Annotated in this window: 19 protein-coding genes and 2 tRNA genes; 4 read left to right on the plus strand and 17 right to left on the minus strand. The window is 71.8% G+C overall.

Features of this window, described 5'->3' with window-relative positions; translation table 11 throughout:
* Nucleotides 1-50: 50 nt before the first annotated feature.
* The 5 genes from pth to ACFY4B_RS34810 all read right to left on the minus strand — a co-directional run bounded on the left by pth (nt 51) and on the right by ACFY4B_RS34810 (nt 4,451).
* Nucleotides 51-629 (minus strand): aminoacyl-tRNA hydrolase, encoded by a 579-nt coding sequence (pth, locus tag ACFY4B_RS34790; protein WP_074001289.1) that lies wholly within the window; start codon nt 627-629, stop codon nt 51-53.
* Between the two features lie 108 nt (nt 630-737).
* Nucleotides 738-1,325: a 50S ribosomal protein L25/general stress protein Ctc gene (locus ACFY4B_RS34795; protein ID WP_049653621.1), complete on the minus strand. Its 588-nt coding sequence runs from the start codon at nt 1,323-1,325 to the stop codon at nt 738-740.
* A 278-nt stretch (nt 1,326-1,603) separates the two neighbouring features.
* Nucleotides 1,604-2,581: a ribose-phosphate diphosphokinase gene (locus ACFY4B_RS34800; protein ID WP_049653615.1), complete on the minus strand. Its 978-nt coding sequence runs from the start codon at nt 2,579-2,581 to the stop codon at nt 1,604-1,606.
* A 201-nt stretch (nt 2,582-2,782) separates the two neighbouring features.
* The gene (gene glmU, locus ACFY4B_RS34805; RefSeq protein WP_049653614.1) at nt 2,783-4,237 is read right to left on the minus strand and encodes a bifunctional UDP-N-acetylglucosamine diphosphorylase/glucosamine-1-phosphate N-acetyltransferase GlmU; all 1,455 of its coding nucleotides are present in this window, start codon (nt 4,235-4,237) and stop codon (nt 2,783-2,785) included.
* 143 nt (nt 4,238-4,380) lie between these two features.
* A tRNA-Gln gene (locus ACFY4B_RS34810) sits at nt 4,381-4,451 on the minus strand.
* Between the two features lie 248 nt (nt 4,452-4,699).
* Between ACFY4B_RS34810 and ACFY4B_RS34815 the strand changes: the two genes are divergently transcribed.
* On the plus strand, nt 4,700-5,779 hold the full coding sequence (locus ACFY4B_RS34815; RefSeq protein ID WP_079271852.1) for a fatty acid desaturase: 1,080 nt from the start codon (nt 4,700-4,702) through the stop codon (nt 5,777-5,779).
* Between the two features lie 212 nt (nt 5,780-5,991).
* On the plus strand, nt 5,992-6,594 hold the full coding sequence (locus tag ACFY4B_RS34820) for a TetR/AcrR family transcriptional regulator (protein ID WP_063780418.1): 603 nt from the start codon (nt 5,992-5,994) through the stop codon (nt 6,592-6,594).
* 27 nt (nt 6,595-6,621) lie between these two features.
* On the opposite strand, the gene ACFY4B_RS34825 is transcribed toward ACFY4B_RS34820, so the two are convergent.
* Nucleotides 6,622-7,422, minus strand: coding sequence for a methyltransferase domain-containing protein (locus ACFY4B_RS34825; RefSeq protein ID WP_387974628.1), 801 nt, complete (start codon nt 7,420-7,422; stop codon nt 6,622-6,624).
* 111 nt (nt 7,423-7,533) lie between these two features.
* On the opposite strand from ACFY4B_RS34825, the gene ACFY4B_RS34830 reads away from it, so the two are divergent.
* Entirely contained in the window at nt 7,534-8,031 is a 498-nt protein-coding gene (locus ACFY4B_RS34830; protein WP_049660288.1) for a MarR family winged helix-turn-helix transcriptional regulator, read from the plus strand.
* 38 nt (nt 8,032-8,069) lie between these two features.
* Here the strand turns inward: ACFY4B_RS34830 and ACFY4B_RS34835 are convergent, their stop codons facing one another.
* The 5 genes from ACFY4B_RS34835 to ACFY4B_RS34855 form a co-directional block, all read right to left on the minus strand.
* On the minus strand, nt 8,070-9,071 hold the full coding sequence (locus ACFY4B_RS34835) for a LuxR C-terminal-related transcriptional regulator (RefSeq protein ID WP_387974630.1): 1,002 nt from the start codon (nt 9,069-9,071) through the stop codon (nt 8,070-8,072).
* Nucleotides 9,072-9,339: 268 nt separating this feature from the next.
* Nucleotides 9,340-10,302 carry a UDP-glucose 4-epimerase GalE gene (gene galE, locus ACFY4B_RS34840; RefSeq protein WP_049653698.1) on the minus strand — a complete coding sequence of 321 codons (963 nt, stop codon included), beginning with the start codon at nt 10,300-10,302 and terminating at the stop codon, nt 9,340-9,342.
* Between the two features lie 141 nt (nt 10,303-10,443).
* Complete coding sequence (locus ACFY4B_RS34845) at nt 10,444-11,112, minus strand: response regulator transcription factor (protein ID WP_049653699.1); 669 nt, start codon at nt 11,110-11,112, stop codon at nt 10,444-10,446.
* A gap of 169 nt (nt 11,113-11,281) precedes the next feature.
* Nucleotides 11,282-11,357, minus strand: a tRNA-Thr gene (locus ACFY4B_RS34850).
* Between the two features lie 143 nt (nt 11,358-11,500).
* The gene (locus tag ACFY4B_RS34855; protein ID WP_387974632.1) at nt 11,501-12,007 is read right to left on the minus strand and encodes a winged helix-turn-helix transcriptional regulator; all 507 of its coding nucleotides are present in this window, start codon (nt 12,005-12,007) and stop codon (nt 11,501-11,503) included.
* Between the two features lie 177 nt (nt 12,008-12,184).
* Between ACFY4B_RS34855 and ACFY4B_RS34860 the strand changes: the two genes are divergently transcribed.
* Nucleotides 12,185-12,781, plus strand: coding sequence for a flavodoxin family protein (locus ACFY4B_RS34860; RefSeq protein ID WP_049653702.1), 597 nt, complete (start codon nt 12,185-12,187; stop codon nt 12,779-12,781).
* Nucleotides 12,782-12,793: 12 nt separating this feature from the next.
* Here ACFY4B_RS34860 and ACFY4B_RS34865 read toward each other — a convergent pair whose 3' ends face one another.
* The 6 genes from ACFY4B_RS34865 to ACFY4B_RS34890 form a co-directional block, all read right to left on the minus strand.
* A complete protein-coding gene (locus ACFY4B_RS34865) occupies nt 12,794-14,200 on the minus strand; it encodes an MFS transporter (RefSeq protein WP_387974635.1) in 1,407 nt (468 codons plus the stop codon).
* 179 nt (nt 14,201-14,379) lie between these two features.
* Nucleotides 14,380-15,672 carry a S8 family serine peptidase gene (locus ACFY4B_RS34870; protein ID WP_387974637.1) on the minus strand — a complete coding sequence of 431 codons (1,293 nt, stop codon included), beginning with the start codon at nt 15,670-15,672 and terminating at the stop codon, nt 14,380-14,382.
* A gap of 72 nt (nt 15,673-15,744) precedes the next feature.
* Nucleotides 15,745-17,016 (minus strand): S8 family serine peptidase, encoded by a 1,272-nt coding sequence (locus tag ACFY4B_RS34875; RefSeq protein WP_387974640.1) that lies wholly within the window; start codon nt 17,014-17,016, stop codon nt 15,745-15,747.
* 57 nt (nt 17,017-17,073) lie between these two features.
* Nucleotides 17,074-18,468 carry a S8 family serine peptidase gene (locus ACFY4B_RS34880; RefSeq protein ID WP_117489287.1) on the minus strand — a complete coding sequence of 465 codons (1,395 nt, stop codon included), beginning with the start codon at nt 18,466-18,468 and terminating at the stop codon, nt 17,074-17,076.
* Nucleotides 18,469-18,566: 98 nt separating this feature from the next.
* Nucleotides 18,567-20,198 (minus strand): WXG100 family type VII secretion target, encoded by a 1,632-nt coding sequence (locus ACFY4B_RS34885; protein ID WP_387974643.1) that lies wholly within the window; start codon nt 20,196-20,198, stop codon nt 18,567-18,569.
* A gap of 70 nt (nt 20,199-20,268) precedes the next feature.
* Nucleotides 20,269-20,751 (minus strand): hypothetical protein, encoded by a 483-nt coding sequence (locus ACFY4B_RS34890; protein WP_387829869.1) that lies wholly within the window; start codon nt 20,749-20,751, stop codon nt 20,269-20,271.
* Nucleotides 20,752-21,288: the final 537 nt, after the last annotated feature.

A 21,288-nucleotide genomic window follows, 5' to 3' on the forward strand; every position in this document is an offset into this window, starting at 1 on the left:
GTACGACCGTTGCGTACCCCGCACAGGGTCCTGACGGACGGTCAGGAGGCTCAGGAGTTGTACGTCCCCTGGGCCCGCTCCAGCCCCTCGGACAGCAGCGCCTCCACCGCGTCCGCCGAGCGGTCCACGAACCATTCCAGCTCCTTGCGCTCGGTCGCGGAGAAGTCCTTCAGCACGAAGTCCGCGACCTCCATCCGGCCCGGCGGGCGGCCGATCCCGCAGCGCACCCGGTGGTAGTCCGGGCCCAGCGACTTGGTGATCGACTTCAGCCCGTTGTGGCCGTTGTCCCCGCCGCCCAGCTTCAGCCGCAGCGTCGCGTAGTCGATGTCCAGCTCGTCGTGGACGGCGACCAGCGCCGAGGCCGGCGCCTTGTAGAAGTCGCGCAGCGCCGTCACCGGCCCGCCGGAGAGGTTCATGAAGGACATCGGCTTGGCCAGCACCACCCGCCTGCCCGCCAGCCGCCCCTCGGCCACCTGCGCCCGGCTCTTGTGCGCCTTGAACCTGGCACCCATCCGCTGCGCCAGCAGGTCCACCACCATGAAGCCGATGTTGTGCCGGTTCCGGGCGTACTGCTCCCCGGGGTTGCCCAGCCCGACCACCAGCCACGGGCCCTCGTACTCGTCCGCCATGCCGTCCTTCCTCTCCTTCGCGCTCGTCGTCATCATCCCGGACACGCCGCTGCCCCGGGCGCTCCGACGGGAGCGACCGGGGCAGCGGTCCGACTAACGGGGCGAGGCTCAGGCCTCGGTGCCCTCGGCCTCGGCGGCCTCGTCCTCGGCCGGGGCGGCCTGGGCGCCGATGACCTGCAGCACGACGGCGTCGGCGTCGACGGCCAGGGTGACGCCGGCCGGCAGGACGATGTCCTTGGCGTGGATGGCCGCGCCGGCCTCCAGGCCCTCGACCGAGACGGTGACCGACTCGGGCAGGTGGGTGGCCTCGGCCTCGATCGGGAGCGCGTTCAGGACGTGCTCCAGCAGGTTGCCGCCGGCGGCCAGCTCGCCCTCGGTGTGGACCGGGATCTCGACGGTGACCTTCTCGCCGCGCTTGACCAGCAGCAGGTCGACGTGCTCGATGGTGCGCTTGATGGCCTCGCGCTGGACGGCCTTCGGCAGGACGTACTCGTCCTTGCCCTCGATCGGGACGACCAGCAGGGCGTTCGGGGTCTTCAGGGCCATCATCAGGTCGTGGCCGGGCAGGTTCAGGTGAACCGGGGCGTGGCCGTGGCCGTAGACGACACCGGGGACGAAGCCGGCGCGGCGGGCGCGACGGGCGGCACCCTTGCCGAACTCGGAACGGGTCTCAGCGGCAATACGGATCTCGGACACGACTGCACTCCTCGTGGAAATGGCGCGGGGGTGCAGGCAATGCGAAAACCGCCGGGACCACACCCTCAGTACGTTCGGGGGTCACTCGGCGGCAACGGCCTGCCGGTGGACGGGAGTCCGGCACCGGCAGCGCGTCGATCACGGAGCGGGCACCCGGCAAGCAGGCGCACGGCATCCCTCGCCGAGCAGTTTCACGAGTCTAACCGCACGAGCGGCCTCCCGCGAAATCGGCGGCGGCCCCGGTCCGACCGGACGGGGGCCGCCTGCACGGGCCTTCGTCAGTGCACGCCCTCGAAGAGGCTGGTCACGGAGCCCTCCTCGAAGACCTCGCGGATCGCGGCGGCGATCGACGGGGCGATGGACAGCGTGGTGATCTTGTCCAGCTGGATCGAGGCCGGGGTGGGCAGCGTGTTGGTGAACACGAACTCGCTCACCCGCGAGTTCTTCAGCCGGTCCGCGGCCGGGCCGGAGAGCACACCGTGGGTGGCGGCCACCACGACGTCCGCGGCGCCGTTGTCGAACAGCGCGTCGGCCGCGGCGCAGATGGTGCCGGCGGTGTCGATCATGTCGTCGACCAGCACGCAGACCCGGCCCTTGACGTCACCGACGACGTCGGCCGACAGGATGGTGTTGGCCTGGGTGATGTCGCGGCGCTTGTGGATGATCGCCAGCGGGGCGTCCAGCCGGTCGCACCACTGGTCGGCGACCTTCACGCGGCCGGCGTCCGGGGAGACGACCGTCAGCTTGTCGCGGTCGACCTTCCCGCCGATGTAGTCGGCCAGCAGCGGCAGCGCGAACAGGTGGTCCACCGGGCCGTCGAAGAAGCCCTGGATCTGCGCGGTGTGCAGGTCCACGGCCATCAGGCGGTCGGCGCCGGCCTGGCGCAGCAGGTCGGCGACCAGGCGGGCCGAGATGGGCTCGCGGCCGAGGTGCTTCTTGTCCTGGCGGGCGTACCCGTAGAACGGCAGGATCGCGGTGATGCTCTTGGCGGAGGCCCGCTTCAGAGCATCGATCATGATCAGCTGTTCCATGATCCACTGGTTGATGGGAGCCGTGTGGCTCTGCATCACGAAGCAGTCCGCGCCGCGCGCGGAGTCCAGGAAGCGGACGTAGATCTCGCCGTTGGCGAAGTCCAGGGCCTTGGTGGGGACCAGCTCGGTCCCGAGCGCCTCGGCCACCTCCTTCGCCAGCTCCGGGTGGGCACGGCCGGAGAAGAGCTTCAGCTTCTTCTCACCCGACGTCGTGATCCCGCTCACTGCACCGTCTCCTCGCGTTGCGAACGCTGAACCCTCGACCCGGTGGCGGGCAGGCAGGGCCCGCTCGCGGTACGGGTTGGGGAATTGTCGGTACGCCTGGACACGGGCGGTAAGCCCTGTGGCGCACGTATGTCCCCAAGGTTACGCGCCCGCGCAGAAACCGTCCGCCTCGGGACCGTCCCCCGGCCCCGGCCCGCCCGCTCAGGCCTGCTCGGCCCCGTCCGCCGCCGCCTTCGCGGCCTGCGCGGACACCGTCCCGGGGCGCTTGCGCTCGACCCAGCCCTCGATGTTGCGCTGCGTGGCCCGGTTCACACCGAGCGCCCCGGCCGGGACGTCATTGGTGATCACCGAGCCGGCGCCGGTGTAGGCGCCGTCACCGACGGTGACCGGGGCGATGAACATGTTGTCCGAGCCGGTGCGGCAGTGCGCGCCGATGACCGTGCGGTGCTTGTTCACGCCGTCGTAGTTCACGGTGACGGAGGCCGCGCCGATGTTGGTGCCCTCGCCGATCGTGGCGTCGCCGATGTAGGACAGGTGCGGCACCTTGGCGCCCTCGCCCAGCTCGGAGTTCTTCACCTCGACATAGGTGCCGACCTTCGCCTTGCGGCCCAGCCGGGCGCCCGGCCGCAGGTAGGCGTACGGGCCGGCGGTGGCCAGCTCGCCGATCTCGGCGCGGTCGGCCGTGGTGTTGCTCGCCCGGGCGCCGGCGCCGACCAGGGTGTCCTTGAGGGTCGAGTTCGGGCCGACCTCGCAGCCCTCGCCCAGGTGCGTGGCGCCCTGGAGCTGGGTGTTCGGCAGCACCACGGCGTCCGGCTCGTACGTGACCTGCACGTCGAACCAGGTGGTCGCCGGGTCCACCACGGTGACGCCCTCGCGCATCGCCCGCTCCAGCAGGCGGTCGTTCAGCAGCCGGCGGGCCTGCGCCAGCTGGACCCGGTCGTTGATGCCCAGGATGTCCCGGTGGTCCTCGGCCACCACGGCGCCGACCCGGTGGCCCGCCGTGCGCAGGATCTCCAGGGTGTCGGTCAGGTACTCCTCGCCCTGCGAGTTGTCCGTGGTGAGCTCGCCCAGCGCCGCGGTGAGCAGCTTGGCGTCGAAGGCGAAGACGCCGGAGTTGATCTCGGTGATCGCGCGCTGGGTGGCGCTGGCGTCGCGCTCCTCGACGATCGCGGCGACGGTGCCGTCCTCGTCCCGCAGGATGCGGCCGTAGCCGAAGGGCTCCGGGACGACGGCGGTCAGCACGGTGACGCCGTTCTGCTGGGCGGTGTGCGCGTCGGCCAGCCGGCGCAGCGTCTCCCCGGTCAGCAGCGGCGAGTCGCCGGCGGTGACGATCACGGTGCCGTCCAGCACGGCGCCGTCGGCGGCCAGCGACTCCAGCGCGGTGCGCACCGCGTGCCCGGTGCCGTTCTGCTCCGCCTGCACCGCGGTGCGGGTGGCCGGGTAGTGCTCCGTCAGGTGCGCCACGACCAGCTCGCGCTGGTGGCCGACCACGACGACCAGCTGGCCGGGCGTCAGTTCCCGGGCCGCCGAGACCGCGTGACCCACCAACGAGCGGCCGCACACCTCGTGCAGCACCTTGGGCAGCTTGTTCGACTTCATCCGGGTCCCGCCACCGGCGGCGAGCACGACAACGGCGGCAAGCGAATTGGCACCCATGCGGGGAGGCTCCTCGGTAGGTTCACAGAGAGGGCAGAGCAGGCCCGGCCCGGACCCAGGCCGGTCGCCATTCGCACAGTCCGCCGAGCAGCACCGACAATACCGGCGCCACGGATAACGCCCGAACCCGAGGCGTGCAGAGGCTCCGCCGCTAGGATTCGAACCCAGACAAAGGCCTCCAAAGGGCCCTGTGCTGCCATTACACCACGGCGGACAGTCGTGTCAGACCCTACCCGAGAGGGCCCTGCCGTGGGTATCGACTTGACCGATCCACGGCCCGGATTCCAGCCCCGGCGGCCGAACCCGTCGGCCCCCCGGTTCATCCATCCAGTCGGGTGAATTCACTCAAGCGCCGCGCGGCGGTGTGTTCCCCTGGACACGGAGCGCAACCTACGATGCCGTAGGTTACGCCAACGTAGCTCCGCTTCGCTCCCGTTCCGGGACGCCGCACAAGGGACGCCCATGACCATCCAGGCAGGCGAGGCGCGCGCGGGGAACGCCGCGTCCCGCACTCCGTCTCCCGACCCCGAACCCGCCGAACCCACCGACCCCGCCGCACCCGTGGAGACCGACGACGCCGTGGAGACCGCCGACCAGACCGCCGGGACCGGCGACTCCGACACCGCCGCCACCCGGCTGTCCGCCACCCGCGGCGGCGAGAAGCAGGGCCCGGCCGAGCGGATCGCGCTCTCCCTGTTCATCCTCGTGCCGTTCGCCGCCCTGGTCGCCGCCGTCCCGGTGGCCTGGGGCCGGGGGCTGGGCTGGACGGACCTCGCGATCACCGTCGGCATGTACTACCTCACCTGCCACGGCATCACCATCGGCTACCACCGCTACTTCACCCACGGCGCCTTCAAGGCCGGCCGCCCGATGCGCCTGGCGCTGGCGATCGCCGGGAGCCTCGCCGTCGAGGGCCCGCTGGTGCGCTGGGTGGCCGACCACCGCAAGCACCACCGGTTCAGCGACAAGGACGGCGACCCGCACTCGCCGTGGCGCTACGGGGAGAGCGTCCCGGCGCTGATGAAGGGCCTCTGGTGGGCCCACATGGGCTGGATGTTCGACGAGGAGCAGACCCCGCAGCTCACGTACGCCCCGGACCTGGTGCGTGACCCGGCCCTGCGGCGGATCTCCCGGCTGTTCTGGCTCTGGACCACCATCTCGCTGCTGCTGCCCGCGCTGATCGGCGGCCTGGTGAGCCTGTCCTGGGAGGGCGCGCTCTCCGCCTTCTTCTGGGGTTCGCTGGTCCGGGTGGCGCTGCTGCACCACGTCACCTGGTCGATCAACTCGATCTGCCACGCCGTCGGCCGGCGCCCGTTCCGCTCCCGGGACCGCTCCGGCAACGTCTGGTGGCTGGCCGTGCTCTCCTGCGGGGAGTCCTGGCACAACCTGCACCACGCCGACCCGACCTCGGCCCGGCACGGGGTGCTCCGCGGGCAGATCGACTCCTCGGCCCGGCTGATCCGCTGGTTCGAGCTGGCCGGCTGGGTCCGGGACGTCCGCTGGCCGGACGCGCAGCGGATCGCCGCCCGCCGCGCCGCATGAGGCGGCGCTTCCAGCATGATGTAGGGGTGAACGGGAGCAGCGCAGACAGCAGGGGCGGTCACCACGGCACGCGGACGGACGCGGCGCCCGCCACGGCGCAGGCCCGTCCGCGGGCCGCCGCACCGGCGGCCGGCACCGACGACGGAGGTCCGGACCGGGGCGCCGGCGGCGGCCCGGCCCCGACGGCCCGCCGCCGGGGCGGCCGGGTCCGGATGACCGGCAAGCAGCGGCGCGAACAGCTGCTGGAGATCGGCCGGACGGTCTTCGCCGAGCGCGGCTACGACGGCACCTCGGTGGAGGAGATCGCCGAGCGCGCCGGGGTGTCGAAGCCCGTGGTGTACGAGCACTTCGGCGGCAAGGAGGGGCTGTACGCGGTGGTCGTCGACCGCGAGATGCAGCTGCTGCTGGACATGGTCACCGGGGCCCTGACCGGCGGGCACTCGCGCGAGCTGCTGGAGCAGGCCGCCTTCGCGCTGATGGACTACATCGACACCTCGACGGACGGCTTCCGGATCCTGGTCCGGGACTCCCCGGTGGCCCAGTCGACCGGCACCTTCGCCTCGCTGATCAGCGACATCGCCACGCAGGTCGAGGACATCCTGGGCCTGGAGTTCAAGTCCCGCGGCTTCGACGCCCGGCTGGCCCCGATGTACTCGCAGATGCTGGTCGGGATGGTCGCGCTGACCGGGCAGTGGTGGCTGGAGGTCCGCAAGCCGGACAAGGCGACGGTGGCGGCGCACCTGGTGAACCTCGCCTGGCACGGGCTGGAGGGCCTGGAGCGGCACCCGCGGCTGGTCGGCGAGCGCAAGGGCTGACCGGCCGGGCCGCCCCCCGCGGCCTTCTCACCCCCGCGGCCGCCTGGTGCCCACGGCGAAGATCCGCCGGAACGGGAAGACCGTCCCGTGCGGCCCGGCCGGGTAGGCCTCGCGCAGCAGCCGCCCGTACTCGGCCAGGAAGGCCGCCCGGTCGGCCGGGTCGGTGAGCCGGGTGAGGACCGGGCGCAGCGCGGTGCCCTTGACCCACTCCAGCACCGGGTCCGGCCCCGGCAGCAGGGTGCGGTAGGTGGTCTCCCAGACGTCCGGCAGGCAGTCGGCGGCGACCAGGGCGTCGAGGTAGCGCTCGGGCGGGTGGACGCCGGCCCGGACGGCCTCCTCGCCGAGCAGGCCCCGCCAGCGGGCGCTGCGGCGCAGGTCGGCGAGCAGGCTGTGGCTGGGGGCGTCGAAGTTGCCGGGCACCTGGAAGGCGAGCACCCCACCAGGTTCGAGGGCCGCCGCCCAGCGCGGCAGCAGCGCCAGGTGCCCGTCCACCCACTGGAGGGTGGCGTTGGAGACGATCAGGTCGGGCCCGGCCGGGGCCGGGTCGTACTCGCGGGCGTCGGCGAGCAGGTACTCGGCCGTGGGCTCGCCCTCGGTACGGGCGGTGGCCAGCATCGGGGCGGAGTTGTCGACGCCGGTGAGGCGGGCGGTCGGCCAGCGCTCGCGCAGCGCGGCGGTGGAGTTGCCGGGGCCGCAGCCGATGTCCAGGATCACCTCGGCACCGGGGTGCGGGAGGGCGGGGACGCGGGCGAGCAGTTCGCGCAGCGGACGGTTGCGTTCGTCGGCGAAGCGCAGGTACTGCTCCGGGTCCCAGACGGGGGTGGTCATGGTTCACCTCACAGGTATCTCGATATCAAGATATCCAGCGTTAGCCTTGCTGGCACATTTCTCGATGTCAAGAGACTTCACATCGACACATCCACCGATACACTGATCGTCATGGAGGACGAGGTCGACAGGCTGGTCGCAGCGTGGCGCCGGGAGCGCCCCGACCTCGACGTGGAGCCGCTGGAGGTGCTCAGCCGGGTCAGCCGGCTCGCCCGGCACCTGGACCGCGCCCGCCGCACCGCCTTCGCCGAGCACGGGCTGGAGCCCTGGGAGTTCGACGTCCTGACCGCCCTGCGGCGGGCCGGCTCCCCGTACCAGCTCTCCCCCGGCCAGCTGCTCACCCAGACCCTGGTCACCTCCGGCACCATGACCAACCGGATCGACCGCCTCACCGGCAAGGGCCTGGTCAAGCGCCTGCCCGACCCGGACGACCGTCGCGGCGTGCTGGTCAGGCTCACCGACGACGGCCGCGACCGCGCCGACCAGGCGCTCGCCGGACTGCTCGCGCACGAACGCGAACTGCTCGCCCAGCTCACCTCCGGCCAGCAGACCGAACTCGCCGCGCTGCTGCGCGTGCTGGTCGCCCCGTTCGACAACATCCCCGGCTGACGGCTCCGGGCTGACGGCTCCGGGCCCGGGCTTGCGGGTCAGGGCCGTTCGACGGTGCCGACCACCGGGGACGGCGGGGGCGCGGCCGGCTCGGCCGGGCTGACCCCGGCCCGGCGGGCGACCGCGACGGCCGCCAGCGTGGAGTGCACCCCGAGCTTTCCCAGCACGTTCTGCATGTGCGTCCGGACGGTGTGCGGCGACAGGTAGAGCCGCTCCGCGACGGCCTGCCGGCCGAGGCCCGCGACCATGCAGCGCAGGATCTGCTTCTCCCGCGGCGTCAGGGTGTCCACCAGCCGCTCGCTCTCGGTGCGGTCCCGCCGGGCGGTGGTGAGCTCGCGGATCACCCCGGTGAGCAGCGCGGGCGGCAGGTGCGTCTCGTCCCGCAGCACGCCCCGGACCACCGCCAGCAGCCGGGCCAGTGAACTCTCCTTGGCCACCCAGCCGGTGGCGCCCGCGTGCAGGGCGCGGGCGGCGCGGTGCGGGTCGTCGGCGGTGGCCAGGACGACGGCGCGCAGCCCGGGGTGGGCGCGGCGGAGCCGGGCGAGCAGGGTGATGCCGTCCGGTGGCGGGGCGGCGGGTCTGAACTGATCGCCCCGCAGCGGGTCCACCGCGGCCCGCACCCCGGTCGGCAGCCCGCCCGACAGCGGAACCGGCACCCCCACCGGTACGGCCGGCCGGCGCGGCTGCGGCACGGGCGGGGCACCGCGGCCGCGCCGGGCCTCGTCGCCGTACTCCGCACCGGGCCGGCGGCGGGCCGGCACTCCGCCGCCCGCCTGCGCTCCCGGCACGCCCGCCTGGCCGCCAGTCCCGATCGCCCCGGCCGCACCGACCGTCCCGACCGGCTCGACGCCCAGGTCGGCGTCGATCAACGCCACGTCGTAGGACCGGCCCTCGCCGGCCGCCCGCTCCAAGGCCCGCTCGGCGGCGGCGGCACTGCCGGCCGCCCCCACCTCCACGTCCGGCTCGGCGGCCAGCGCCGCGGCCAGTGCCTCGGCGAAGATCCGGTGGTCGTCGACCACCAGGACGCGAATCCGCCCCATCGTCCCTCCCCCTGCTCGCACCGCCCGAGCCCGGGGGCGGGGACCGGCCCGGCATCCGCGTTCCGGACCCGCCGTTCCGCCCGCCCACCGGTGGCCGGTGAGGCCGAATGGGCGCCGGCCCCCACCGGTACCGCACTCAGCGTACGGGGCGGGATACGCGCTCGTGGCGATTCGGTGAAGTTTCGTCAGAAGGTGCATGAGTGGCCGGACTTGGACCGTCCGACCCCCACTCCACCACTGCTCACCGGCCGTTGCTCACCGGCCTTTCTCACCGTCCGTTCTTCGCCAGGGTGAACGTCCAGGCATCGGCGACGATCTCGTCCAGGTTCGGGCGGCGCGGGGTCCAGCCCAGCGTCTCGTGGGCGCGGGCGGCCGAGGCCACCAGCACCGCCGGGTCGCCGGCCCGGCGGCCCGCGACCTGCACCGGGATCTCCCGGCCGGTGACGCGCTTGACCGACTCGATCACCTCGCGCACCGAGAAGCCGCTGCCGTTGCCCAGGTTGCAGATCAGGTGCTCGCCCGGCTTCGCCGCGTCCAGCGCCAGCAGGTGCGCCTCGGCCAGGTCCGCGACGTGGATGTAGTCGCGGACGCAGGTGCCGTCCGGGGTCGGGTAGTCGTCGCCGTACACCGCGATGTGCGGACGCTGCCCCAGCGCGGCCTGGAAGACCAGCGGGATCAGGTGCGACTCGGGGTCGTGCCGCTCACCGTAGGACCCGTACGCACCGGCCACGTTGAAGTAGCGCAGCGAGACGGCGGCCAGGCCGTGCGCGACGGCCTCACTGGTGATCAGGTGGTCCACCGCGAGCTTGGTGGCGCCGTAGGTGTTGGTCGGCGCGGTGCGGGCGGTCTCGGCGATCGGCACGGCCTCCGGCTCGCCGTAGGTCGCGGCGGTGGAGGAGAACACCAGCTTGCGCACGCCCGCCGCGCGCATCGCGCTGATCAGCTCCAGCGAGCCGGCCACGTTGTTGCGCCAGTACTTCTCCGGGTCCGCGACCGACTCGCCGACCTGCGAGGAGGCGGCGAAGTGCAGCACGCCGTCGAAGGAGCCGTCCAGCACCTTGTCGGCCTCCTGGATCCGGCCCTCGACGAACTCGGCACCGGCCGGGACGCCCTCGCGGAAACCGGTGGAGAGGTCGTCCAGGACGGTCACCCGGTGCCCCGCCTCCAGCAGGTGGGCGGCGACCACACTGCCGACGTAGCCGGCGCCACCCGTGACCAGGTACTTACTCATGTTGCGACCTCCAGCGAACGACGGTCCGCCCGGTCGGGCGGAAGCCGTCGACGGAATCCGTACGACTGGGGTCATTCTCCCAATCCCACCGGGGTGCTCCACGCCACCCGGACGACTGCTTCCAGCCTTCTCACCAACTCCTCAGCCGCCGGCCATCCGCTCCAGCAGACCGGTGCGCGCCGCCACCGCGGCCGCCTCCAGCCGGGTCCGCGCGCCGAGCTTCATCAGCACCCGCTGGACGTGCGTCCGGGCGGTACTGGCGGCGATCCGCATCCCGGCGGCGATCGCCGCGGTGTCCTCGCCGTCCGCGATCCGGGCCAGCACCTGCACCTCACGGCGGGTCAGCAGCCGCAGCAGCCGGACGGCCTCGTCGTCCGGTTCGGCCGCCGGGCGCAGCAGTTGGTCGAAGGCGCCGCGCAGGATGTCCACCGCGACCGCGGCCTCGCCCGCGCGCGCCCGCCCGATGGCCCGCTCGACCACCTCGATCCGCTCGTCGCTGGGCACGTACCCGGCCGCGCCGGCCGCGAACGCCCCTGCCACTCCGCGCAGTTCGCCCACCGGACCGAGCACGATCACGGCCACCTCAGGGCGCTCCCGACGGATCCGGCGCAGCCCGTCGAAGGCACCCGACTCCCCCGGCGCGGCCACCCCCAGCAGACACACCTCGGGCCGCCGCCCGACCACCAGGTCGGCGGCGACACCGGCCGGGGAGCCGACCGCCAGCACCCGGTGGCCGCGCAGCTGAAGTGCGGTGGCCAGCGCTTCGGCCAGCAGCCGGTGGTCGTCCACCACGACGAGTCGAACACCCATGACACCCTCCCGGTCGGGGTTCGGCTCGCGCCCGCACCCCTCGGGCGGGCGGCCGATGACGCACCATCACAGCGCATTCCGTACCCGACCCGCTAGGCCGTGGCGTGTCGGGCCGCGGAACCGGTCGGGAAACGCGAAAGACCCCCGCCGTGAGGCGAGGGTCTTTCAGTGGAGCCCCCATGCGGAATCGAACCGCAGACCTTCTCCTTACCATGGAGACGCTCTACCGACTGAGCTATAGGGGCTTGCCGGGCTTTTCACCGGGCCGGTCGAACAAGGAAGACATTACACGGCTCCGGGCCCGGAAGGGAAATCGGCCTCCGGCCCCCACCGCCGGTCGGCCCGGACCTCGCCGCGCCGGCCCGCCCGGCCGTCGCCACGCGCCGGATCAGTCCTCGCCGTGCACCGCGTCGAACTCCTCGCGGGCCGCCACCATCCGCCTGGCACGGTGCTCCGTCCACCGGCCGACCGGCGCGAGCAGCTCGGCCAGTTCGCGACCGAGCGGCAGCAGGTCGTAGACCACCCGCGGCGGCGTCTCCGGGAAGACCGTACGGAGCACCAGCCCGCTGCGCTCCAGGTTGCGCAGCGACTGGGTGAGCATCTTGCGGCTGACCCCGCCGACCCCGCGCTGGAGTTCGGAGAAGCGCTGCGGCCCGCAGCCGAGGAGGCTCATCAGGATCAGCATCGACCACTTGTCGGCCAGCTCGGCGAAGACCGCGCGGCTGGGACAGAGCTGGGCGAACACGTCGTACTCCGGCTCGTCCGACTCATCCGGCTCCCCCCGTGCGCCCCGCGCTTCCTTCGCGTCCCGTGCTTCCTGCGCGGTCCGCACTTCCTTCGCGTCCTGCTCCGCGGGTTGTCCGGTCCCGGCCCGGGCCGCTTGCTCCGTCGTCATGCGTCCAGGGTAGCCCTGCGGTCTCCAATCCACTCTTGGTAACCAATGGAGACTTGGTCTATATTGGAGACCAACGGAGCCGGGGCCCGCCGCCACCGCGGTGCGCCCGCCCCGCCCCGTCCCCACGCCTGCCCGCCGGCCACCGCGCCGGCCCGCACCCGTCCCCTGGAGCGCCGCATGACCGCCGTCCGTCCGACCGTCGCCCTCGCCTACCACTCCGGCTACGGCCACACCGCCGTGATCGCCGAGGCCGTCGCCCGTGGCGCCGCCGCCGCGGGTGCCGAGGTCGTCACGATCGCCGTCGACACCATCACCGAGGAGCAGTGGGCCCAGCTGGACGCCGCCGACGCGATCGTCTTCGGCTCCCCCACCTACATGGGCACCGCCTCCGGCGCCTTCCACGTCTTCGCCGAGGCCACCAGCAAGCGCTGGTTCTCCGACTCCTGGAAGGACAAGGTCGCGGCCGGCTTCACCAACTCCGCCTCCAAGAGCGGCGACAAGGCGGGCACCCTCTTCTTCTTCCAGACCCTCGCCGCCCAGCACGGCATGAGCTGGGTCAACCTCGGCCTCAAGCCCGGCTGGAACGCCACCACCGCCTCCGAGGACGACCTCAACCGGCTCGGCTTCTCCAACGGCGCCGCCGCGTCCTCCCCGGCCGACGCCGGCCCGGAGGCCGTCCACAAGTCCGACATCGCCACCGCCGAGCACCTCGGCGACCGCGTCGCCCGGCACACCGCCGTCGTGCTGGCCGGCCGCGCCGCCCTGGCCGGCTGAGCCCACCCCTCGTCAGGCCGCCGGATCCGTCCCCAACCGGGGCGCCCGGCGGCCTCCGCCGTCCACCGGGCCGTCCGCCGCACCGAGTTCGGCACCGTCCGCCGCACCGCCCGTCACCCCGCCCGCCACACCGTCCAGCGAACCGAGCTCCGCGCCGGTGTTCTCCGGCAGCATCCGCAGGCACCCCAGGGCCAGCACACCCAGCACCGCCAGGTACCAGCCCACCGGCTGCGCCGTCCCGTACGCCCCGGTCAGCCGGGTGGCCACCAGCGGCGTCGTCGCACCGCCGACCACACCGCCCAGGTTGTACGTCAGCGCCGCGCCCGTGTAGCGCACCCGGGTCGGGAACAGCTCCGGCAGGAACGCCGCCAACGGCCCGAACATGCAGCCCAGCACCACCATCGCCCCCACCAGCCCGACGAACATCAGCGGCCGGCTCACCGTCTCCAACAGCGGGAACAGCACCGGCGACCAGACCGCGGCCAGAGCCGTCGCCCACCGCAAGGTCCGCCGCCGCCCCCAACGGTCACTGCGCGAGGCGCTCAACCACACCGTCGCGGCCATGCCCACCGCCCCGACCAGCAGCATCGACAGCACCACCGTGCTCGCCACCCCGAGCCCGGTCGTCGCGTACGCCAGCGCGTACGTCGTGGTCAGGTAGAACAACGCGTACCCCACCGTGATCGCCCCGCCGCCCGCCAGCACCGGACGCCAGTGCCCCCGCAGCACCTCCAGCACCGGCAGCCGCTCCCGCCGCCCCTCCGTCCGGAACAGCGGCGACTCCTCGACCCGCAGCCGCACGAACAGCCCCACCGCGACCAGGACGAACGAGGCCAGGAACGGCACCCGCCAACCCCACGCGCGGAACGCCCCCTCGTCCAGGCCGAGTTGCAGCGCCAGGAACACCCCGTTCGCCAGCACGAACCCGATCGTCGGCCCCAGCTGCAGGAACCCCCCGTACCGCCCCCGCCGCCCGGCCGGCGCGCTCTCCGCGATCAGCAGCGCCGCCCCGCCCCACTCCCCGCCCAACCCGACGCCCTGGCACACCCGCAGCACCACCAGCACCGCCGGCGCGCACCACCCCCACGCCCCGAACCCCGGCAACAGCCCCACCGCCGCCGTCGCCAACCCCATCAGCAGCAGCGACACCACCAGCGTGGCCTTCCGCCCCACCCGGTCCCCGAAGTGCCCGAACACCACCGCCCCCACCGGCCGGGCCAGGAACGCCACCGCGTACACCGAGAACGCCGCCAACAGCGCCCCCACCGTGCCCAACCCGGGAAAGAACACCGGCCCGAACACCAACGCGGCCGCCGTCCCGTAAATGAAGAAGTCGTAGAACTCGATCGCCGTCCCGATCAGCGCCGCAGCCGCCGCCCGCCGCACCTGCCCGACCCGCCAAGCACCCTCCGCATCCATACCACCACCCTCGCCACCCCCACCCCGCCCCCACCAGCCTCCACCCGAGTGACCCCGGCGCACACCCGCCGCCCCACGCCCCCGACGTGCGCGAGGGCGCCAGGATGCACCTGACGCCCTCACACCTCTGCCGACCCGCCTGCGCGGCTGCCCGGCAACGCGGCAACCCGGCTACCCGGCTACCTCGCGTACGGGTTGTCCTCCGGCGGCACCTGCGGCCGGTACGCCGGCAGGTCCGGCGGCGGCACCAGCGACACCTGAGCCACCCGAGGCCGCACAGCCGACTTCCGCCGCCACGCCACCGCGAACACCACCCCCGCCACCAACACCAACCCGGCCACCACCCCCGCGACGACCGGCACCGCACCACTGCCCGAACCCGACGCCACCTCAGCCTTCGGCCGCGCCGACGGCACACCAGCCGGGCTCTCAACGGGAACCGGCACCGCCGAGGCAGCAACAGACCCACTCGCCGACGGCACCGGAGCCACCGACGGCACAGCCGCGTCAGCCGGAAGAGGCGACACGTCGGCGGGGCCGGGATCCCCCGGATCCGTCAACGCGATACGCGGCCGCACCGCACCCCAGCCGGCATCGTCCGTACGAACCGTCCCCCCGTTCGGCCTGCTCGCCGTATTGATGAGGACCCGCAGGACCTGGTTCGCCGTCCAGTCCTTGTGAGCCGCCCAAACCAGTGCCGCCGAGGCGGAAACCAGAGCTGCCGCGTCCGACGTCCCGTGGCTCTTGCAGTACCCGGTTTCGGACGTACAGGCCTCTACCATTTCCTCACCAGGCCCCACGAGTGCGACCTGCGGCCCCGTCTGGGACTCCGCAGTCACGGTGCCGCTTCGGTTGATGGCTCCGACGCCGACAACGTTCGGCAAAGCACCCGGATATTCCGCAAGATTTCCATCTTGCGCAGAATTTCCCACACTGGAGACCACCAGCACCCCCTTTGCCCTCGCATTCGCAAGGATCCGGTTCAGCTTGGCGACATCTGTAGAAGAAGTCTGCACCGCGGCCATGCCCTGGGAAATATTGATGACCTTGGCGCCTTGGCCCACCGCATAGTCAACCGCCTGACCGATTTGGCCGAGGAAATCCGACGAGATCGATGACCCCTCGGAGCCGTTGGCAATCTTCAGCGGCAGGATTTTAACCCCAGGCGCCAGCCCGTACGCCCCGGTTCCCCCTTGGCCTTTCCCGGTCCCCGCGATGAGACTGGCCATCTGTGTCCCATGACCTCCAACGTCGAGCCCGACGCCACCAGGGCTGCCACTGAAATCCTTACCCGGCAAGAACTGTCCCGCCAGGTCCGGATGATCAAGCTTGAAGCCTCCGTCGATCACCGCAACAGTGACCCCCTGCCCCGTGGAGACCTTCCACATCTCAGGGGCATGCATCGCATCCAGGTGCCACTGCTGCTGCCGAATCGAGCCATCGGCGACAGCCGGCGTCACCGCGGTCCCCACCACGCACAGGCTCACAGCCCCCAGAGCCACAAGCCGACGAACCCACATCCCGTACTCCCCCAACAACGTGACCTACCTCGCGTACGGGTTGCCCTCCGACTGCACCCGAACCGCCTCGGGCTGTACGGCCGGCTTCCGGCGCCGCACCACTGCGAACACCACACCGGCCACCAACACCAACCCGGCCGCCACACCCCCCACGATCGGCAACGCACTGCCCGAACCCGACGATGCCTCAGCCTTCGGCCGCGCCGACGGCGCACCGGCGGCCACGTCGGTCGGGCTTCCGGCCTGGCCCGGAACAGTAGATGCGGCAGCCGAGGCGGTTGCCGAAGGCGACGGAACCGACGATGGTGTCGCCGCATCACCCGGAACCGGCGAAACATCCGCCGGACCCGGGTCTCCCGGATCCGTCAACGCGATACGCGGCCGGACAACGCCATAACCAATGATGTTGTTGCGATCGGAACCGTCGTTCGACTTCCCCGCGGTATTGATGAGGACCCGCAGGACCTGATTCGCGGTCCACTCCTTGTGCACGGACCAGATCAATGCGGCCGAGGCCGAAGCCAGAGCAGAAGAGTCCGATGTGCCATGGCCCTTGCAGTACCCGGTATTCCCGGTGCATGCCTCGACGATGTCAACACCAGGCGCGGAGAGAATGACCTGCGCCCCCTGCTGGGACTCCGAAGTCACGGTGGCGTTGCGGTCGATCGCGCCCACCCCGACCACGTTCGGCAGGCCGCTCGGATACTCGAGAAGATTTCCTGACTGGTAGGAGTTACCCACACTGGAGAACACCAGCACACCCTTCGCCCGCGCCCAGGCCAGGGTCTTGCTCAGCTTCTCCGCGTCAGCAGGAGATGCGGTGACGGCAGAGATTCCCTGCGAGATATTGACGACCTTGGCACCCTGCTCGACCGCATACGTGACAGCCTGCCCGATCTGCCCCAGAAAATCCGCAGAAACCACGGCCCCTACGGACCCGTTATTGATTTTCAGTGGAAGAACCTTGGCAGCAGGAGCAAGGCCGTACGCCCCCGTGCCGCCACTGGCCTTTCCGGATCCTGCGACGAGGCCGGCCATCGCCGTACCGTGACCGTCAGCGTACGAGCCGACGCCGCCCGGGCTCTCACTGAAGTCCTTACCAGGGAGGAGCTGTCCCACGAGGTCCGGATGGTCCAGCTTGAACCCGCCATCGATCACCGCGACAGTGATGCCCTGGCCCCTGGAAACCTTCCACACCTCAGGTGCGTGCATCGCGTCCAGGTGCCACTGATCAGCACGAATCGAGCCATCGGCGGCAGCCGGTGTCACCGCGCTCCCCACCACGCCCAGGCTCACAACCCCCAGGGCCACAAGCCGACGACCCCACATCCCGCGTTCCCCCAACAACGTGAACTACCTCGCGTACGGGTTGTCCTCCGGCGGCACCGGCGGCTGGTACGACGGCGGAGCCGGCGGCACCGCCCCCATCGGCTGCTGCGACGGCAGCGGCGGCACCTGGGCCACGTCCGGCTGCGCGGCCGACTTCCGACGCCGCACTACCGCGAACACCACTCCCGCCACCAACACCAACCCGGCCACCACACCCGCCACGATCGGCAACGCACTGCCGGAGCCCGAGGACGCCTCAGCCTTCGGCTGCACCGACGGCGCACCGGCGGCCACATCGGTCGGAGTCTCGACCGGGATCGGCACCGCAGACCCAGCAGCAGGCGCGGTCGCCGAAGGCGACGGGGCCCCCGACGGTGCAGGCGTGCCAACCGGGAGCGGTGACACGTTCGCGGGACCAGGATCTCCCGGATCCGTCAAAGCAATACGCGGCCGCACCGCACCGAAACCGATGAGGTCATTGCGACCGGACCCGTCATTCGCCTTCCCTGCGGTATTGATGAGCACCCGCAGGACCTGGTTCCCCGTCCAGTCCGGATGCGCCGCCCACACCAATGCCGCCGAGGCCGACACCATCGCGGTCGAGTCAGAGGTCCCGTGACTCTTGCAATAGCCCGTGGGTGAGGTGCAAGCCGCGATCATATCCATGCCAGGCGCGACAAACACCACCTGGGGGCCCCGTTCGGACTCCGCCGTAACAGTGCCATTTCGATCCGAAGCTCCCACGCCGACCACCCCGGGAAGCGCTCCGGGATACTCGACCGGATTCCCCTTCTCGGCTTCATTTCCGACGCTGGCGAATACTAGGACTCCCTTGTCCCTGGCTGCCGCGATGATCCCGTTCAGTTTCGTGACGTCCGCCGGGTAGGCCGTTACCGCGTCAATCCCCTGCGAAATATTGATGACCTTGGCGCCCTGATCGACCGCATAGCTGATGGCCTGCCCGATCTGACCAAGGAAATCAGTCGAGACGATTGAGCCGACCTTGCCGGTGTTGATCTTCAACGGAAGTACCTTGACACCCGGCGCCAACCCCAGCGCACCCGTCCCCCCGTTTCCCTTGCCCGTTCCGGCGATGAGGCTGGACATACCCGTGCCATGGCCGTCCGCGGCCGAACCCACACCTCCGGGGCTTCCGCTGAAGTCCTGGCCCGGCAGGAACTGCCCCTCCAGGTCAGGATGATCCAGCTTGAACCCGCTGTCGATCACCGCGACAGTGATGCCCCGCCCCTTGGTGACCTTCCACATCTCCGGAGCGTGCATCGCCTCCAGATGCCACTGCTGCTGCCGGATCGTGTCCTCGGCAACCGCGGGTGCTGCGACCGGGCCGACCACGATTCCCGCCGCCAGAAGCGCCGCAGCAGCAGCCCGCCAACGCGCCCGCGCGTTCGTCCGCCCCATCACAACTCCTCGTCAATGTCCCCGTCAGCAAGACCAGTGCCCTGAACGTGACTGCCCGGCCACTGGGGATGCCCAGTGGCCGGGCAGTCGTTGCCGTCCTACTCAATCACGTCCGGATTGCTGTGCGGCGTACCGCTGGTCCAGGTCTCCTCGTCCTCGTGCAGGTAGTCGGCCCGCTGGCGGCGGTCGCGCTCCTTCCGGCCGCCGTGGCCCGCCGCTCCGGGGGCCATCATGCCGTTCTGCCTGGCCTGGGGGCCGCCCTCGCCGGCACCCGCCGCGCGGTTGCGCAGACCGGTACCGCCCGGCGTGAACTCCCCGCCGGCCGTCGGGCCCTTGCGGCCACCGACCGTGCCACCCGTGGTCGAGGACAGGCCCCGGCCGCGCGAGCCTCCGCCGGCGCCGACCGCACCGCCGTGGGCACCGCCCATGCTGGGGTGCATGCCGCCACCCATGCCACCGGGCCCGCCGACCCGGCCGCCGCCGCCCGGCCCCGCCTCACGGGCGCCGAAGACCGTCCCGCTGGGCAGGCCGGGGGTGCCGCTCCTCCCCTGCCCGGGGCCGCCACCGAACGGGGTCGTGCGCACCGGGATCTGGCCGCCGCCCTTGCCCGGGACGTACCCGGTGCCACCGCCCTTGGTCGGGACGGTGCCGCCGCCCGGTCCACCCGGGATGCCCGTGACCGGGCCGCCACCGGGAACGCCGGGCCCGCCGCCCGGGCCACCCGGCCCGTTCGGGTAGCCGGGAAGGGTGGTCGGTCCGTCCGTCGGCAGCTGGCCGCCGCCGGGGCCGTACGGGCCGGTCTGCGTGGGCAGGGTCGGCAGGGTGGGCAGGCTGTTGAGGTCGGTGCCCGGACGGTTGACCGGGTCCGACGGGTACGACGGCGGGGTCGAGGTCCCCGGGTCCTGCGGCGCGGGCGGCAGCTGGCCGCCGCCACCGTGCGGCGGGGGCGGGGTGTTGCCCGGGTTGGACGGGCCGGGGCCGCCCGATCCCGGGTCACGGGGCAGGACCTTTCCTCCGCCGTAGCCGCCCCCACCGGACGGGTCGGAGCCACCGCCGACGCTTCCGCCGCCCGAACGCGGATTGCGGACGGGGCCGCCAGAGCCTACCGAGCCACCGCTGCCACCCGTAACAGTTGACGCATCGTCCTTGCCGGTGCCGTCACCAGGTGTCCCGGGCAGCACCACGTCCGACGGAATCCCGTTCAGCGTCGTCGTCGCCGCGCTGTACGCCTGGGCCAGCTTCTCCATCTGGAGAACGGCCTCCTGGTGCTCCTTCTCGACCTTCGCCTTCGCCTGGACGTACTCCGTCGACGTCACCCACTTGGGGTTGACCGTCTTCATGTACTCGTCGACGGTCTGGCCGACGGCAAGCTGGGGAACATTGAGCAGGTTCGACTGGCTGTTGTGCCTGTCGACCGCCTGGATCTCCGTCTGCGGAGGCTCCGGCACAGCGACCTTGGCGGTGCTGAGTGCCTCCCCGGCCTGGTGCATCGCATCGCCCGCGGTCGTGGCGTGGTCACCGATGATCTGCGCCGACTGCTGGAGGTTGTTCACCCAGGTCTTGAAGCTCTCGGCAGCCGGGCCTTCCCAGGTGACGTTGCCGACATGCGACTTGAGCGCCGTGCTCAGTTCCTTCAGCACCCGCCCGGCCGACTGCAGCTGGGTGCCGCGACTGAGGACCGTCGTCGGGTCCGTGCTGTCCACCATCTTCCGCAGGTGGGCGTGTTCCATGCTTTCGAAGTTCGTGCTGCCTGACACTACTTGCTCCCCGTCTCCCCGTAGGACTCTCCCCAGACCGCCATCAGTACTTTCCGTCGCCCGACCCAGGTGCCGACGTGGTGACACCCGCGTTCTTCGCGACGGCGTTCTGCGCGGCCGTCGTGTGGTCCTCGTTGGTCGCGTAGATGCTGGCCGTCCGCGTAACCGCCGTCTGCATCGCCTGGATCTGCGACACGAAGTCCTTGTGCAGCTGGACGAGCTGGGCGTGCACCTTCCCGTAGGCGGTGGTCAGCGCCGTCGCCTCGGCGAAGTCCGCGCTCGCGAAGCTCTTGCCCGTCAGCTTCTGCTCCTGGAGCTTGTACGGCGCGGCCGGCGAGCCCTCCATCGCGGCGAGCAGGGCCTCGATCTTGCCCACGAACGTCGTGAGCGTGTCGAGCTCGACCTGGACGTTCTGCTTCCCGAAGGCCGCCACCAGGTCACTGGCGCTGACGTTGGTCTGCACCGTGCTGACGACGGGGGCGATGTTGATCCCGCCCAGCGGCCACGGGAGCTTCTGGTCCAGCATGAACGGTGCCGAGTCGTTCGCAGGCGCCTGGCTGCCCGGGTCGGTCCCCGACGCGCTGGGTGCCGGGTTGGCCGAAGGGCTGGGCGCGGCAGTCGTCGTAGGGCTCGGGGCCGGGCTCGGCGACGGGCTGGGCGTAGGACTCGCCGAGGGTGTCGGCGTAGGACTGGGCGACGGACTCGCTGACGGAGTCGGCGTCCCCGAACTAGTTGCACCATTGCCTGCCACGGCAGTTCACCTCTCCCCCGTACGGCCCGCCGCGCCCGGGGCGTCCCGGGCGGCCGCGTTCCGCAACACACCGTCAACTTCTGGGTCGTACCGTCCTGGTCGGTACACCGTCCGCCCTGTGGACGGTTTCCGCCTCCGTCATCGTAGCCATCGCCTCTGTCGGACCGGCAGGGACCTTGGCCCGCCCGTACGCGATCGGTACGAACTTGACATGTGGGAGCCGCCGCGGACGGCCTGGGTAGACTGACCCGGTACGCCCCATCTGCCGCGCAATGTCGCACAGCAGCGACCCCAGGCCGCAGAACGGACGTG

Source organism: Kitasatospora sp. NPDC001261 (assembly GCF_042896795.1).
GTDB lineage: Bacteria > Actinomycetota > Actinomycetes > Streptomycetales > Streptomycetaceae > Kitasatospora.

What these genes read in the sequence shown, in the direction of transcription:
- pth (WP_074001289.1), bottom strand. Translation starts at nt 629, where the DNA reads ATGGCGGACGAGTACGAGGGCCCGTGGCTGGTGGTCGGGCTGGGCAAC.
- glmU (WP_049653614.1), bottom strand. Translation starts at nt 4,237, where the DNA reads ATGGGTGCCAATTCGCTTGCCGCCGTTGTCGTGCTCGCCGCCGGTGGC.
- ACFY4B_RS34815 (WP_079271852.1), top strand. Translation starts at nt 4,700, where the DNA reads ATGACCATCCAGGCAGGCGAGGCGCGCGCGGGGAACGCCGCGTCCCGC.
- ACFY4B_RS34820 (WP_063780418.1), top strand. Translation starts at nt 5,992, where the DNA reads ATGACCGGCAAGCAGCGGCGCGAACAGCTGCTGGAGATCGGCCGGACG.
- ACFY4B_RS34825 (WP_387974628.1), bottom strand. Translation starts at nt 7,422, where the DNA reads ATGACCACCCCCGTCTGGGACCCGGAGCAGTACCTGCGCTTCGCCGAC.
- ACFY4B_RS34830 (WP_049660288.1), top strand. Translation starts at nt 7,534, where the DNA reads ATGGAGGACGAGGTCGACAGGCTGGTCGCAGCGTGGCGCCGGGAGCGC.
- ACFY4B_RS34835 (WP_387974630.1), bottom strand. Translation starts at nt 9,071, where the DNA reads ATGGGGCGGATTCGCGTCCTGGTGGTCGACGACCACCGGATCTTCGCC.
- galE (WP_049653698.1), bottom strand. Translation starts at nt 10,302, where the DNA reads ATGAGTAAGTACCTGGTCACGGGTGGCGCCGGCTACGTCGGCAGTGTG.
- ACFY4B_RS34845 (WP_049653699.1), bottom strand. Translation starts at nt 11,112, where the DNA reads ATGGGTGTTCGACTCGTCGTGGTGGACGACCACCGGCTGCTGGCCGAA.
- ACFY4B_RS34855 (WP_387974632.1), bottom strand. Translation starts at nt 12,007, where the DNA reads ATGACGACGGAGCAAGCGGCCCGGGCCGGGACCGGACAACCCGCGGAG.
- ACFY4B_RS34860 (WP_049653702.1), top strand. Translation starts at nt 12,185, where the DNA reads ATGACCGCCGTCCGTCCGACCGTCGCCCTCGCCTACCACTCCGGCTAC.
- ACFY4B_RS34865 (WP_387974635.1), bottom strand. Translation starts at nt 14,200, where the DNA reads ATGGATGCGGAGGGTGCTTGGCGGGTCGGGCAGGTGCGGCGGGCGGCG.
- ACFY4B_RS34880 (WP_117489287.1), bottom strand. Translation starts at nt 18,468, where the DNA reads ATGGGGCGGACGAACGCGCGGGCGCGTTGGCGGGCTGCTGCTGCGGCG.
- ACFY4B_RS34885 (WP_387974643.1), bottom strand. Translation starts at nt 20,198, where the DNA reads ATGGAACACGCCCACCTGCGGAAGATGGTGGACAGCACGGACCCGACG.
- ACFY4B_RS34890 (WP_387829869.1), bottom strand. Translation starts at nt 20,751, where the DNA reads ATGCTGGACCAGAAGCTCCCGTGGCCGCTGGGCGGGATCAACATCGCC.